The following is a 14,615-nucleotide window of genomic DNA, read 5'->3' on the forward strand; positions in this document are numbered from 1 at the left end:
GCTGCGGGGTTGATGCCCGCATGGCCGCAGCCCGGCTGCGCCTAGCATGCAGGCATGGCACGCGCACCCATCACCGGACTGGTCCTGACGGGCGGTGGTGCGCGTGCGGCCTACCAGGTCGGCGTGCTGCGTGCGCTGCTGCAGCTGCGGCGCGAGGCCGGCGTGCCGCTGGCGCAGTGCCGGATCAATCCCTTCGACGTCATCTGCGGCACCTCGGCCGGCGCCATCAACGGCGCCGCGCTGGCCTCGCGCTGCGATGACGTGGAGGCCGCGGTCGATGCGCTGCACGGCGTCTGGCACCACTTCCATGCCGATCAGGTCTATTGCGCCGACACGCTCGGCGTGCTGCGCACCGGCTCGAAGTGGCTGACCATGCTGTCGCTGGGCTGGGCGCTGCGTCGCATGTGCCGGCTGCGGCCGCGCAGCCTGCTGGACAACGCCCCGCTGGCCGATCTTCTGCACGATCTGGTGCCGATGGAGCGGCTGCCCCACCTGCTGGCGCAGCGCCATCTGCAGGCGCTCGCCATCACCGCCTCGGGCTACGGCAGCGGCGAGCACGTCACCTTCTACATGTCGGGCGCGCCGGTCACGCCCTGGACGCGCTCGCAGCGCATCGCCGTGCCGGCCCGGCTCGAAGTGCCGCACCTGCTGGCCTCCTCGGCCATTCCCTTCGTCTTCCCGGCCACCCAGCTGCCGCGGCGCGGCGCGATGGAGTGGTTCGGCGACGGCTCGATGCGGCAGATGGCGCCGATCTCGCCGGCCATCCACCTCGGTGCCGAGCGGGTGCTGGTGATCGGCTCGGGCCGCATGCAGGAGCCCACCGAGCGGCTGCCGGCCGGCAGCGCCTATCCGTCGATCGCGCAGATCGCCGGCCATGCGCTGTCGGGCATCTTCCTGGATGCGCTGGCGGTCGACATCGAGCGCCTGGAGCGCATCAACCGCACGCTGGCGCTGCTGCCGCCGGCGCACCGCACGCAGTCCGCGCTGCGCCCGGTGCAGGCGCTGGTGATCGCGCCCAGCCAGCGCCTGGACGATCTGGCCGGCGAGCACATCGACGCGCTGCCGGCCCCGGTGCGCGCGCTGCTGCGCGGCGTGGGCGTGCAGCAGGGCCGTGGCGCCCGGTTGTCGCGTGGCTCGACGCTGGCCAGCTACCTGCTGTTCGAGGCGCCGTACACGCGAACGCTGATCGCGCTCGGCGAGGCCGATACCCGGGCCCGTCGCGACGAGGTCTGCGCCTTCTTCGGCTGGGGGCCGGGCGGCGCGGCCGGTGATGCGATCGCGGTGGCGGCCGGTGGCCATCGGGCGACACCGGGCGGCACCGAGGGCGCCGCGGCATCACCGGCCGGCGCCGCATAGGCCGCATCCGCCGTGGCCGGTCAGGACCGGCCGCCAAGGCGCGCTAGCATCCGGGCGATGAGTTCCTGGATTTCCACGGCCGTGCGGCCGCAGCTGGCATGAGCGCCGTGACGCCCGAGCGGGCCCAGCCCGAGGACAGCGCGGCCGCCGCTGCACCGCCCCTGGCCAGCGGCGTGATCGCGCGCCGCGTCTACGGTTTCTTCCGCCCGCACAAGGGCGGCGTGATCGGCGCGATCATCGCGTTCCTGCTGGCCTCGGCCACCGAGCCGCTGATCCCCAAGCTGCTGCAGACCGCGCTCGACAAGGGCTTTCTCGCGCAACCGGCCTTCCCGCTGTGGATGGTGCCGGTGGCGCTGATCGGCCTGTTCCTGGCGCGCGGGCTGTTCTCGTTCGCCGGCACCTACCTGCTCAACCGCAGCACCTCGCGTGCGGTGCTGGATCTGCGCGAGGCGCTGGCGACCTCGCTGCTGCGGGCCGATGCCGCGGTGTTCAACCGCATGACGCCGGGCATCACGGTCTCCAAGATCATCAACGATCCGCAGCAGATGGCCAACCAGCTCGGCAGCGCGATGATCACGCTGCTGCGCGACGGCACCACCGCCGCGGCCCTGGTGGCCTATCTGTTCTGGCAGAACTGGCAGCTGACGCTGCTCTCGCTGATCACGGTGCCGCTGCTGGGCGTGGGCGTGCGCTTCGTCCACCGGCGGGTGCACGCCATGGGATCGGCCCAGTACGAGGCGCAGCAGCGCCTGGTCAACGTGGTCGACGACATGGCGCGCGCCTGGCGGGTGATCCGCACCTTCGACGCCGGCGCCTTCGAGCGCGGACGCTTCGAGGCCGAGGCACGCCAGGTGCAGCGCGCGACGATGAAGAGCGTGGCCGCCTCGGCGCTGATGACGCCGATGTCGCAGCTGGCCGCCAGCTTCGGCGTGGCCGCCATCGTCACGCTGGCGCTGTGGCAGGCGCAGACGCAGGGTGGCACGGTCGGCGAGTTCGCCGGTTATGTCACCGCGCTGCTGCTGCTGGTCTCCAAGACCCGGCACCTGACCGACGTCTCCCAGCCGATCACCAATGCGCTGATCACCGCCCGCGGCTGCTTCGAGCTGCTGGACGCCGAACCCGAGCCCGACCACGGCACCCGCACGCTGGAGCGCGCCCGCGGCGACATCGTCTTCGACCATGTCAGCCTCGCCTACCCCGGCGCCGAGCGCCCGGCACTGCAGGACCTGCAACTGCGGGTGCGCGCCGGCACCACGGTGGCGCTCGTCGGCAGCTCCGGTGCCGGCAAGACCACCATCGTCAGCACGCTGCTGGGCTTCGCCACGCCGCAGGACGGCGCGCTGACGCTCGACGGCCTGCCGCTGGCCGAGCTGCGCAAGGCCGACCTGCGGCGGCAGTTCGCCGTCGTCTCGCAGGACATCGTGCTGTTCGACGCCTCGGTGGCGGCCAACGTGGTCTACGCCCAGCCCTTCGACGCCGCACGCATCGAGAGCTGCCTGCGCGCGGCCGCGCTGTGGGACTTCGTCCAGAGCCTGCCGCAGGGCGTGGAGACGCCGATCGGCGTCAACGGCAGCCGGCTGTCCGGCGGCCAGCGCCAGCGTCTGGCCATCGCCCGCGCGCTGTACAAGGACGCGCCGGTGTGGATCCTCGACGAGGCCACCTCGGCGCTGGACACCGAGAGCGAGCGCGCGATCCAGCAGGCGCTGGAGCGCTGGCACGGCCAGAAGACGATGATCGTCATCGCCCACCGCCTGAGCACCATCCGCAAGGCCGACGCCATCCACGTGATGGCCGACGGCCGGGTGATCGAGAGCGGCGACCATGCCGCGCTGCTGGCGCAGCCCGGGGGGCGCTACCGGGCGATGGTCGAGGCGCAACACGGGGCTTCGGGTTGAGCGCGTGTGCGGTGTGGGTCAGCCGGTAGGCTTCATCAGATGCCACCGGCAATAGTGCAGCTTGCCTTTGATCTTGTGCCGAAAGTGCCGAAATCGACTTCCCAAACTCTTGGGGACCATCGGGTCTACTGCATCTGAATAGACCACTCGATCGGAGGTTACGACATCAAATCGACCGACGAAGCCGTACATCGCGGCCAATGGCTTTTCACCTGTGAAATACAGGTGAGATCGTTCCGTGATGTGATTGACGTGCGTCGGATCAATGAAGGATGTTTCAGAAGGGTAGCAAGGTGACAAAGCGTAAAGAAAGCCTCCCGGTTTGAGCACGCGGTGAATTTCGCTCATCAGACGTACGAACGGGAAAATTGTTTCCGAATCGCGGGCCAATACGCGGGGTACGTGTTCGATGAAGTCGTAAGCTGAAACTGAGTGAAACTCGGCGTTAGGAAATGGAATGGGGTCTAGGAATAAATTGGCGCATGTGATCTCGATATTCGGGGGATCGATGTTTCTGGTGGTGTTTATGTCAATTCCGTAAACCTTCTCGCGTTTGAATGGATTACGCGGGACGGAACCGCAACCCAAGTCCAGATGCTTGGTTGGCTTGTTGGTGGTCAATATCAATGAATTTTCTCCAGAAAATAGTGTTGAGCGATCTGGAGTGATTTTCTGAGACGTCGATTCAGAGCTTCTGGAGCCGCCCACGCAATCTTGACGTACGCCATGAACTCGGCAAACGTCGGGCTTTCCTTGGTGCGAAACTCCACGTGTGCCAAGCACTTCAATCGGGACGATTCGGAGATCTGCGACCTGTAGAAGGCCATCATCTTCTCTCGCCTGAATTCATACTTCAGGCGCTTGAGTGATGATTGTTTCTCGAGCAGAAGTGCATTGCTGCCGTGCTCGCGGTGCAAAGCCAATTCCCGAGCCAAGTACAGCTTTCGACCGCCGAGAATATCTGCCCCGTAGAACAAGCAGTCATCCGGGCGGGTCTTCCACTCTTTGACTTGATCGGGAGGAAGTTCCAGAATCCTTGAAAGCAATTCGACCTTGATGGCATTTCCAGAGGTGGCCACGCCTTGCCACCGTGGACTGTAGCAGCCCAAGAGTATCGATGTGCCTAGGTCTCTGTCGCGCTTGTGCCAGCTTTTTGTCAACATGCGTCCGGTATTTTCACCGAACTTCTCCATGTTGCAGAATATGAAGTCGGCATCAGGCTTGCTCTGCGCTGTCTTCAAAATGCAGGCGATGAAATCGCCCCGCCACAGGTCATCGCTGTCGAGAAATCCGACCCAATCTCCTGTGCATTGGCTGAATCCTGTCATCCAGGCCGCCATTTGACCGCCATTTTCTTGGCGGATCAGCGTGACCTTTGGATCCGAATGAAAGGCTGCCTGCAGCCGTTCGAACGAAAGATCCTTCGAACCGTCATCGACCACGATGACTTGATGGGGTGGATGGGACTGTCGGAGTGCGGAGTTCACCGCATCCACGACAAAGTCAGCATAGTTGTAGCTGCTGACGATGACGGAGAACTTCGGGCTCGCGGAGTCTTCATTCACTTCCATTTTTCCTTCGCCAGCGTTGTCCCAGGAATGCGCTCAGCATGAACTTCAGGCTCGTGCCATTCCTCTTTGTTGAGAAAATTTCCGGCGTCCCACGCACGATATGAATCAGTAATCGGGGGCAGAACCATTCTTGGCGTCGCTTGCCCCATAATGTGGATAGTTTTTTAATATATTCCTGATCTGTGCCAGGGATATTTGCCAGCTGACTCAATAGAAGGGCTCTGGCCTTGTAGATTCCCCAACTGTTTCGGGGGCGCTTCCTGCGTTGTGCCGAGTCAGTCTGTGATCCTGAGTGCTGTCGATAATGAACAAGAGGCATCGATGAATAACCGATGGTCCCCATGCTTCCCGCTACCGCGGCAAGCCACCAATCATGGAATATGCCAGCAGGAAATGGCAGTGCGTGCGTGAGCAGGTCCTTCCTGATCATCATGGCATGACCAGAAATGCAATTCCAGAAGCAGAAGGGTATGGTGCCGGATCCGGAAAACATTCGCGCGCGATCTGACATCTTGATGCCCAGACTTTCCCCGTTCTCGCCTATCAAGGATGAGTCTGAGTAGATGAGAAGATTGGCGCCCATGTTGCTCGCCAAGATGGAAAGTTTTTTCGTCTCCCAGATGTCATCTTGGTCGCTCAGTGCAATCAGATCTCCGGTGCATCGTTTGATCGTATGCATGAAGTTGTCGCTGAAACCCAAGCGCTGTGCGTTCCGAAGGATCTTGACTCGTGGATCAGCCGTTGCGATGGCAATCAGAAAATCCCAAGTGCCGTCGGTCGAGCAGTCGTCGCTGATCACCAGTTCCATTGCGCCAGAATAGTCCTGTTTCAGGATTGAATCTATTTGTGGCTGGATGTGCCTTGCCCCGTTGTAGGTGCACATTGCGATCGAGATGCTGGGAAGGGTTGTCTCGATGGGCATCGTCGGCTTGTCAGTCTTTGCGACATCCATGATCAGCGGGCGCTCGATCTCGAATTGAGATCAATCTTTCCAGTGCTGCGCAATCCAATCAGTGGGCAAGACGTAGCGCATCAGATGGCGGCGTGGGTTCTTGTCCACGCGAGTCTTCTCATCTCGTACGGCCTTGATGTGGTCGAGTCGACTGCGGAATGCAGGTGCGTTCTTGTTCCATCGGCATTCCTGGATGTCATCTGGATTGGGCCCGCCGGGGAATGTGATGATTTTTGCTCCTTTGGGTATTTTCGCCTGCATGAAGTAGCGCAGCGGAAACGGGGGCAGGCAGTGCAAGCGGAAGTGCTTGGTCCAAGTTTCAGGCCAGAATTTGACGCCGCCTGTCACGCGCGCCGTGACATAGTGCTGTTCAAATCCGTACTCATCTGCAATTTTCTGTGGGCTATTTCTGAAGTCATCGAGCAAATGCGGATTTCCTCCGACCGGAAAACGAAAGACTGATGTTTGTCCAAGCTTTTCCAGTGGGCGGGCCCAATTTCGAGCGACATAGACGTCAGACGCTTCACCGATGGAAAAGTAGTCGTCGATGTTGTCGACGATGACCGAATCCAGATCGATGAACAATGCCGTGCCGGTCAGGCCTGGCAGGGTTCTGGCCCACAAAATCTGCTTGCGCCATTTGCCAATGGTGCGCTCTGGATGAGGCACGCCCAACTCGGGGAGTTCATGACATTCGACTTCTTCGCGTATGCCTGCCGGGTCGTCGGTCAGGCAAACCAGTTTGAATGGCGTGGTGACATTTCTTTTCACCATGCCGTACATTCTGTTGACGTACTCGGGGCCGAAAAGTGTTCCCCATTTGACGCAGACAACTTGTTTTAAATGAGGGTGGGATGGCATTCGTTGGTCTCTTGTTCACTGTTTGTGGCGTTCTTCGAATTTTCCTTCATTGCCTCGATCTTCGGGGTGCCATTTTTTTCAGTGTGTATTTGTAGTATTCTATTATTTGATCCGATTTTCTTTTTGCGTCAAATTCGCCCAGGTCGTAAGTGATTCTTCCTGGGTAATTTCCAATCACGCTCTGGAGTGCTTCCTTCAGGATATTCGAATCCCCGGCAGGAAGCAGCGACGATCGGATCAGTCTTGAAAGATGTCGCGCGCCCTCACTGTCTGAGGCGATGATGGGCAAGCCGGCGCTCATGGCTTCCAGAAATACGAGTCCAAACGGTTCACTGAGGGCCGAACTCACAAAAACATCAAACGCTGCCATCCATTTCTCTGGCCGCGCGGAGAATCCGGGCATCACGACGTCTGCCGAAGCGAGCGCTCGGATCTTTTTCCATTCCCGCCCGCCGCCGACGATGGCGAGGCGGGCCTGTCGGGGATGGGGGCTCAGTGCTGTCCAGGCGTCAATGAGCGTGGCGTGCCCTTTGCTGTGCTCCACCCGTCCCAGTGCGCCTACCAATAAGGTTTCGGGCGATAGGCCTAGCTGTGCTCGAAGTTCCTCTCTGTCCTGGCGGTTCGCCTCCTTCACGGTCGGTGAGAGCCAGTTGTCGATTTGAACGAAGTCCCTGTCGCCCGGAATGGCGCTGGTTTGCCATGGTGCAATGGCAATCAATCCGTCCATTGCGCCGTGCTGTTGTTTCTTGTAATGAATATGAAGCGTGGCGATCTTGGCGGCGTCTGCGTTGTCTTTCAGCAGGCGCTGAAGTGAAAGTGACTTGCAGGCTTGGCTCAGGTGAGCGTGGAACACATCGACGTGCGGCAGGGCGCCGAGCAGTTTCGCTGTGGCTCTTGTCCGGAACGGCTTCCAAGCATCGACGTGGTACTGACGAACTGCGGGTGACAACCGGTGGGCCAATGCATCAGGCCTGTCGTCCGTCGCCCCTTTCGACAGCACGATCGAAACGTCGTGATCGACAGCTTGGCGATTGGCCAAGTCAATGGCATACCGCTCGCTTCCGGCGAAGCTGTCGGTGAGTATCACGTGACAGATATGCATGCGGTCTACAGGCGAGGGATTCACTCTTTCCAGTGATCGGCGATCCACGGCGCCGGTCGCGCCCGGCGCCAGTTGCCGTTGCGGCGGCCGGCCAGTGCGTCGGGCGGGTTCATCACGCCGTGGAAGATCAGGATGCGGGCGCCGGCCGGAATCGCCGGCTCACGCCAGTAGTTGGTCGGAAAGCGCGGGATGCAGTGGTACTTCCAGCTCGCGCACCACTCGGCCGGCCAGTAGGCCAGCCGGCCCTGGCCGTGCAGCTGCTCCGACAGATAGGCCTGCTCGTTGCGGACCTGGCGGCGCACCGCCTCGAAGTTCGCGCGGAAATGCTGCAGCAGGTCCGGGTGCGCGCCGAGCCGGAAGCGGTAGACCGACGAGTTGCCGGTGATGCGCCAGGGCCGTTTCCAGTCGTGGATGATCAGGAACTCGCCCGGCTGCTCGAAGAAGGGCGTGATGTCGTCGACGATCACCACGTCCAGGTCGAGGAACAGCGCGGTGCCGCGCAGGCCGTGCAGGTCGGCACTGAAGGTGGTCAGCTTGGTCCAGCCGCGCTCGGGGATGCCGGGCGGCAGGTCCAGCGGCGGGATCGGCAGGCACTGCACCTCGGCGCGGATGCCCTCTGCGCGGTCGGTCAGGCAGACGAAGCGGAAGTCGCCGCGCAGGTGTCGGCGCACCATGGCGTAGAGCCGGTTGACGTACTCGGGGCCGTACTTGGTGCCCCACTTCATGCACAGGATGATGCGGTCATCCGGCGCGCCGTCGGCCGGCGTTCCAGGGGTATGCGGTGTCACGATTCGTCCAGCCGGCGGTTCGGAAAACTGTCCCAGCTCAGGCAGCCCGGGCATTGCCAGAAGTGGCGCTGGGATTCGAAGCCGCAGGCCGCGCAGCGGTAGCGCTGCAGCGGGCGGGCGGTGTCGACGAGCGCATTGCGCACGGCCTCGCGCAGCGGCTCGTTCCAGGCGGCGCGGGCATCGTCGAAGGGCAGATCCAGCAGCGTCATCACCGCGCCCAGGCTGGGCTCCTGGCGCAGCAGCGTCAGCAGGCGGGGCGACAGGCCGGGCAGCTGGCCCTCCAGCGGGGCGAGGGCGCGCAGCAGGTCCAGGCTCGGGTGGCGTTCGTAGAGGGCGGCCAGCGTCTGCCGCGCGGCCTCGGTCTGGCCGGCGGCCTGGGCGCAGGCGACGTAGTCGGCGGCCAGGCGGGCGAAGGCCTCGGGGTTGCGCTGGCGCAGCTCGGTCCAGGCGTCGAGTGCGGCGGCGGCCTGCCCCAGGCGCAGCTGGCGCTGGGCCTGCAGCACCCAGGGGCGGGCCGATTGCGGCGCGGTCTCCAGCGCGCGCTCCAGCGCTGCTGCGGCGCCGTCGTGCTCACCGCGTTCGTCGGCCTGCAGCGCCAGCTCGCACTGGTAGTGGCTGATGCGCTGCGCGAAGGAACCGGTGCCCGATTTCTCCAGCAGCTGCGCGATGTCAGCGGCTGCGCGCCAGTCGCGTGAGCGCTCGTGCAGGCCCAGCAGGGCCAGCCGGGATTCCGTCTCGAACGGCGAGCCCTCGAGTGCGCGGAAGGCCTCCTCGGCGCGGTCGAACAGGCCGGCCTTCATGTAGTCCTGGGCCAGTGCGTGCTGGGCGCGCTGGCGGTCGGCCTCGGCCAGGTCGGCGCGCTGCAGCAGGTGCTCGTGCACGCGCACCGCGCGTTCGAACTCACCGCGGCGGCGGAACAGGTTGCCGAGCGTGAAGTGCAGCTCGGAGGTGTCGGGGTCGGCCTGCACCGCCTCGATGAAGGCGTCGATCGCCTTGTCGGGCTGTTCGGCCAGCAGCAGGTTCAGGCCCTTGAAGTAGGCGCGCGGCGCCTGGCGGTCGGTGCGCTGCCACTGGCGCAGGTCGATGCGCGAGGCCAGCCAGCCGAGGGCGAAGGTCAGGGGCAGGCCGAGCAGCAGCCAGGTCCAGTCGAATTCGGGCATCGGGATCTCAGAGGCCGACGCGCGGCGGATGCTGGGGTGGCGCTTCGGGCGGGGTGCGGGTGGCCGGGCCCTGGGCGCTGCGCGCATCGGTGACCGCGGCGGCGGCCTCGGCCCGGGCGGCGGCCACGGCCTTGCGCTTCTGCCGGCGCCACCAGCCCGGCAGCATCACCGCGATGCCGAGCGCCGCGCCACCGGTGAAGGCCACCAGGACCACGATCACCATCGGCGCCTGCCATTGGGCACCGAAGAACCAGTGGATGACCACCGGCTGGGCGTTGTTCAGCGCGAAGGCGAACAGGGCGAAGAAAAGGAAGGCGCGGAGCAGCCAGACCAACAAGCGCATGGTGCGGCCATTCTACGGACGCCAGAAGCACCGCGGCCCGCACGAGGCGGGCCGTCGTCGGGCGGGCGGCGAATGGCCGCGCGGGCGCAGCGTCAGTCGTCGGCCAGATCGAGCACGGGCAGCCGTTCATCGACCGCCTCGCGCAGCGCCTTGCCCGGCTTGAAGTGCGGGACCAGCTTCTCGGGGATCGTCACCTTCTCGCCGCTGCGCGGGTTGCGCCCGACGCGCGGCGGCCGGCGGTTGATCGAGAAGCTGCCGAAGCCGCGGATCTCGATGCGGTGGCCGCGCGCCAGGGCGTCGCTCATCGCATCCAGGATGGTCTTGACCGCGAACTCGGTGTCGCGCTGTGTCAGCTGACCGAAGCGTTCGGCCAGCCGGTTCACCAGATCACTGCGGGTCATCGTCTCAACAAGCGGAACGCGCTTCCCGTTGGAAACCCCGGATCATACGGGGCCGCTGCACGCAGGCAGCACGGGAAGCGCGTCGGGGGAGCGTGATGTCGGGCGGCCGCCACGCGGACGGCCGGCCCGACAGCCGGGCCGCGATTACTCGCGGTTGTCCAGCTTGGCGCGCAGCAGGGCGCCCAGGCTGGTCGTGCCGGCGTTCTCGCGCTCGTTGCTCTGGGCCAGGCGCTGCATCTGCTCTTGCTGGTCGGCGGCGTCCTTGGCCTTGATCGACAGCTGGATCGAACGGGCCTTGCGGTCCACGTTGATGATCATGCAGGAGACTTCGTCGCCTTCCTTCAGCACGTTGCGGGCGTCCTCGACGCGATCGCGGCTGATCTCGGACGCACGCAGGTAGCCGGTGACGTCGTCGTTCAGCTGGATCTCGGCGCCACGGGCGTCGACGGTCTTGACCTTGCCGGCGACCAGCTGGCCACGGTCATTGACCGAGGTGTAGGTGGCGAACGGATCGCCATCCAGCTGCTTGATGCCCAGGCTGATGCGCTCGCGCTCGACGTCGATGGCCAGCACGATGGCTTCGACTTCCTGGCCCTTCTTGTAGTTGCGCACGGCGGCTTCGCCGGTTTCGTGCCACGACAGGTCGGACAGGTGCACCAGGCCGTCGATGCCCTGGGCCAGGCCCACGAACACGCCGAAGTCGGTGATCGACTTGATGGGGCCCTTGACGCGGTCGCCGCGGTGGACGTTCGAGCTGAACTCTTCCCACGGGTTGGCGCGGCACTGCTTCATGCCCAGCGAGATGCGACGCTTGTCTTCGTCGATCTCCAGGACCATGACCTCGACCTCTTCGCCCAGGCTCACGACCTTGGACGGGGCGACGTTCTTGTTGGTCCAGTCCATCTCGGAGACGTGCACCAGGCCTTCGATGCCCGGTTCGATCTCGACGAACGCACCGTAGTCGGCGATGTTGGTGACCTTGCCGAACAGACGGGTGTTGTTCGGGTAGCGGCGCGAGACGCCCAGCCACGGATCGTCGCCCAGCTGCTTCAGGCCCAGCGAGACGCGGTTCTTCTCGGCGTCGAACTTCAGGACCTTGGCGTTCAGCTCCTGGCCGACCTGCACCACTTCCGTCGGGTGACGGACACGGCGCCAGGCCATGTCGGTGATGTGCAGCAGACCGTCGATGCCGCCCAGGTCCACGAACGCACCGTATTCGGTGATGTTCTTGACCACGCCGTGCACGATGGCGCCTTCGGTCAGGGTCTCGAGCAGCTTGGCGCGCTCTTCGCCCATCGAGGCTTCCACGACAGCGCGGCGCGACAGCACCACGTTGTTGCGCTTGCGGTCGAGCTTGATGACCTTGAACTCGAGCGTCTTGCCTTCGTACGGGGTCAGGTCCTTGACCGGACGGGTGTCGATCAGCGAACCCGGCAGGAAGGCGCGGATGCCGTTGACCAGGACGGTCAGGCCGCCCTTGACCTTGCCGGAGACGGTACCGGCGACGAAGTCGCCCGATTCCAGCGCGGTCTCCAGCGACAGCCACGAGGCCAGACGCTTGGCCTTGTCGCGCGACAGGATGGTGTCGCCGTAGCCGTTCTCGATGGCGTCGATGGCCACCGAGACGAAGTCACCGACCTGGACCTCGATCTCGCCCTGGTCGTTCTTGAACTCGTCGATGGGAACGTAGGCTTCCGACTTCAGGCCGGCGTTGACCACGACGTGGTTGTGCTCGATGCGCACGACCTCGGCCGAGATGACCTCGCCGGCGCGCATGTCGGCGCGCAGCAGCGATTCTTCGAACAGGGCAGCGAAGCTCTCGACGGGCGCCGTGGCGAACGGGCTGTCGGGGATCTGGTCCAGGGATTCAGACATTCGGGGGGTTCCTTGGTGCCGGCGAAAACCAAGAGGGATGAAAGCCGGCGGGGGTTGACGGTCAGCCGGGCGGCTGCCGGGTGGATGAACGCCCGCCGGCGCGACGACCCGGGCGGGCGGTCGCGGCCGGAAGGCGGCCTGGGGTCTTCGTGAAGGCGCACCCGCAGCGGAAGGCCGCGGTGCAGGCGGCGACGCGGTGGCCTGCGGGCTCGTCAGCCCTGGCGGCGTCCGGCCCACCAGGACAGCACCTGCTGCACCGATTCCTCGATGCCGAGCGTGGAGTTGTCCAGCAAGACCGCATCCGCGGCCGGCTTCAGCGGCGCGACGGCGCGGTTGCGGTCGCGCTCGTCACGCGCTTCCAGGTCCGCGCGAAGGGCGTCGAGACTAGCAGAAATCCCCTTGCCGATCAACTGCTGGTAGCGGCGCTCGGCGCGCATCGCCGGGCTGGCCGTGAGAAACACCTTGAGGCCGGCGTCGGGGAAGATCACCGTGCCCATGTCGCGGCCGTCGGCCACCAGGCCCGGCAGGCGGCGGAAGTCCAGTTGCAGCTGGTTCAGCGCGGCGCGCACGGCGCCGTGGGCCGAGATGCGCGAGGCCAGGCTGCCGACCTGTTCCTGGCGCAGCGCGTCGGCCACGTCCTCGCCGTCCTGACCGGGCGGGGTGGCGGCGTGGCGCAGCAGCACCCGCTCGCCGTCGAAGCGCAGCTTCAGCCCGCGGGCGACCGCGGCCAGGCCGTCGGCGTCCTCGGCGGCCACGCCCTGGCGCAGCGCGGCCAGGGCGGTGGCGCGGTAGAGCAGGCCGCTGTCGAGCTGGTGCCAGCCGAGGGCGGCGGCGGCCTGCGCCGCCAGCGTGCCCTTGCCCGAGGCGGTCGGGCCGTCGATGGTGATGACCGGGATGTCGGCGACCTCGGCCGTCGAGACGGCGAACAGCGCCTCGAAGTAGTCGGGGAAGGTCTTGGCGACGCACTTCGGATCGAGGATCGGCACCGTCACCGTGCGGCCGGGGGCGGCCACCAGCGGGTGGAAGGCGGCCAGCGACAGGCACATCGCGATGCGGTGGTCGTCGTAGGTGTGGATCGGTGCGGCGGTCCAGCCGTCGGCGGCCGGGGCGGTGACCTCGATGAAGTCGGCGCCTTCGACCACGTGGGCACCGAGCTTGCGCAGCTCGGCGGCCATCGCGACGATGCGGTCGGTCTCCTTGACGCGCCAGCTGGCGATGTTGGTCAGCCGCGTCGTGCCCTCGGCGTACAGCGCCATCACCGCCAGCGTCATCGCGGCGTCGGGGATGTGGTTGCAGTCCAGCGTGATGGCCTTCAGCGGCCAGGCGCCGCGGCGCACGACCAGCCGGCCGGGTTCGCCCTGCACCTGGGCGCCCATGGCCTGGGCGGCCTCGACGAAGCGGATGTCGCCCTGGATCGAGTCCAGGCCCAGGCCCTCGATGACCACCGGCGCGTCGGCCGCGGCGATCGCGCCCAGCGCGATGAAGTAGGAGGCGCTGGAGGCGTCGGCCTCGACGTGGATCTCGCCCGGCGTGCGGTAGCGGCTGCCGGCGGGAATCGTGAAGCGCTCGAAGCCCTGGCGCTCGACGGCGATGCCGAAGCGCGCCAGCAGGTTCAGCGTGATCTCGATGTAGGGCTTGCTGATCAGCTCGCCCTGCACGGCGATGGTGACCGGGCCGGTGTCGCTGGCCAGCGGCAGGGCCAGCAGCAGGGCGGTCAGGAACTGGCTGGAGACGTCGCCGCGCACCGGGATCTCGCGGGCGGTGTCGAGCCGGCCGCCAGCCTCGCCACGCAGCTTCAGCGGCGGGTAGCCCTCCTGGCCGAGGTAGTCGACCGGGCAGCCGAGGGCGCGCAGCGCATCGACCAGGTCGCCGATCGGCCGCTCGTGCATGCGCGCGACGCCCGACAGCTCGAAGTCGCCGCCCTGCTGCGCGGCCAGCACGGCCAGCGCGGCGGTCAGCGGCCGCATCGCGGTGCCGGCGTTGCCGAGGAAGAGCTGGGCCGCGTGCACCGGCAGGCGGCCGCCGATGCCGGTGACGTCGAGCGCGCCGTCGGGCTGGGTGACCAGCGTGCAGCCGAGGGCGCGCAGCGCGGCCAGCATCACCCGGGTGTCGTCGCTGTCGAGCAGGTCGCGCACGCGGGTCGTGCCCTCGCTCAGGCCGGCCAGCAGCAGCACCCGGTTGGAGATGCTCTTGCTGCCGGGCAGCTGCACATGGCCGGCGGCCGAGCGCAGCGGCGGGAGGTCCAGGCGGGGGATGGCGTACATGGCGTCGGACGGTGGGGCGGGGTGGAACGGGGCACGGCCGCGGTCAG

Annotated in this window: 13 protein-coding genes; 2 read left to right on the plus strand and 11 right to left on the minus strand. The window is 65.9% G+C overall.

What is annotated here, in order from left to right:
* Window positions 1-54 precede the first annotated feature (54 nt).
* Window positions 55-1,356, plus strand: a complete 1,302-nt coding sequence (locus tag AACH11_RS06870; protein ID WP_341373455.1) for a patatin-like phospholipase family protein — start codon at window positions 55-57, stop codon at window positions 1,354-1,356.
* A 98-nt stretch (window positions 1,357-1,454) separates the two neighbouring features.
* Window positions 1,455-3,251, plus strand: coding sequence for an ABC transporter transmembrane domain-containing protein (locus tag AACH11_RS06875; protein ID WP_341373456.1), 1,797 nt, complete (start codon window positions 1,455-1,457; stop codon window positions 3,249-3,251).
* An 18-nt stretch (window positions 3,252-3,269) separates the two neighbouring features.
* Here AACH11_RS06875 and AACH11_RS06880 read toward each other — a convergent pair whose 3' ends face one another.
* The 11 genes from AACH11_RS06880 to AACH11_RS06930 all read right to left on the minus strand — a co-directional run bounded on the left by AACH11_RS06880 (window position 3,270) and on the right by AACH11_RS06930 (window position 14,568).
* Window positions 3,270-3,872, minus strand: a complete 603-nt coding sequence (locus tag AACH11_RS06880) for a class I SAM-dependent methyltransferase (protein ID WP_341373457.1) — start codon at window positions 3,870-3,872, stop codon at window positions 3,270-3,272.
* Window positions 3,873-3,874: 2 nt separating this feature from the next.
* A complete protein-coding gene (locus AACH11_RS06885) occupies window positions 3,875-4,816 on the minus strand; it encodes a glycosyltransferase family 2 protein (RefSeq protein ID WP_341373458.1) in 942 nt (313 codons plus the stop codon).
* Window positions 4,809-5,774, minus strand: a complete 966-nt coding sequence (locus tag AACH11_RS06890) for a glycosyltransferase family 2 protein (protein ID WP_341373459.1) — start codon at window positions 5,772-5,774, stop codon at window positions 4,809-4,811. The genes AACH11_RS06885 and AACH11_RS06890 overlap by 8 nt, the downstream gene beginning before the upstream one ends.
* Window positions 5,775-5,804: 30 nt before the next feature.
* Complete coding sequence (locus tag AACH11_RS06895) at window positions 5,805-6,635, minus strand: glycosyl transferase (protein ID WP_341373460.1); 831 nt, start codon at window positions 6,633-6,635, stop codon at window positions 5,805-5,807.
* Window positions 6,636-6,681: 46 nt separating this feature from the next.
* Window positions 6,682-7,737, minus strand: a complete 1,056-nt coding sequence (locus AACH11_RS06900) for a glycosyltransferase (protein WP_341373461.1) — start codon at window positions 7,735-7,737, stop codon at window positions 6,682-6,684.
* Window positions 7,738-7,757: 20 nt separating this feature from the next.
* On the minus strand, window positions 7,758-8,462 hold the full coding sequence (locus AACH11_RS06905; RefSeq protein ID WP_341373462.1) for a glycosyltransferase: 705 nt from the start codon (window positions 8,460-8,462) through the stop codon (window positions 7,758-7,760).
* Window positions 8,463-8,521: 59 nt separating this feature from the next.
* Window positions 8,522-9,685 carry a lipopolysaccharide assembly protein LapB gene (gene lapB / locus AACH11_RS06910; RefSeq protein WP_341373463.1) on the minus strand — a complete coding sequence of 388 codons (1,164 nt, stop codon included), beginning with the start codon at window positions 9,683-9,685 and terminating at the stop codon, window positions 8,522-8,524.
* A 7-nt stretch (window positions 9,686-9,692) separates the two neighbouring features.
* Window positions 9,693-10,028 carry a lipopolysaccharide assembly protein LapA domain-containing protein gene (locus AACH11_RS06915; RefSeq protein WP_341373464.1) on the minus strand — a complete coding sequence of 112 codons (336 nt, stop codon included), beginning with the start codon at window positions 10,026-10,028 and terminating at the stop codon, window positions 9,693-9,695.
* Window positions 10,029-10,120: 92 nt separating this feature from the next.
* Window positions 10,121-10,429, minus strand: a complete 309-nt coding sequence (locus AACH11_RS06920) for an integration host factor subunit beta (RefSeq protein WP_341373465.1) — start codon at window positions 10,427-10,429, stop codon at window positions 10,121-10,123.
* Window positions 10,430-10,573: 144 nt separating this feature from the next.
* Window positions 10,574-12,304 (minus strand): 30S ribosomal protein S1, encoded by a 1,731-nt coding sequence (gene rpsA, locus AACH11_RS06925; RefSeq protein WP_341373466.1) that lies wholly within the window; start codon window positions 12,302-12,304, stop codon window positions 10,574-10,576.
* Window positions 12,305-12,516: 212 nt separating this feature from the next.
* On the minus strand, window positions 12,517-14,568 hold the full coding sequence (locus AACH11_RS06930) for a bifunctional 3-phosphoshikimate 1-carboxyvinyltransferase/cytidylate kinase (RefSeq protein ID WP_341373467.1): 2,052 nt from the start codon (window positions 14,566-14,568) through the stop codon (window positions 12,517-12,519).
* Between the last annotated feature and the right edge of the window lie 47 nt (window positions 14,569-14,615).

Source organism: Pseudaquabacterium rugosum (assembly GCF_038066575.1).
In the GTDB taxonomy this organism is placed as follows: Bacteria; Pseudomonadota; Gammaproteobacteria; order Burkholderiales; family Burkholderiaceae_C; genus Pseudaquabacterium; species Pseudaquabacterium rugosum.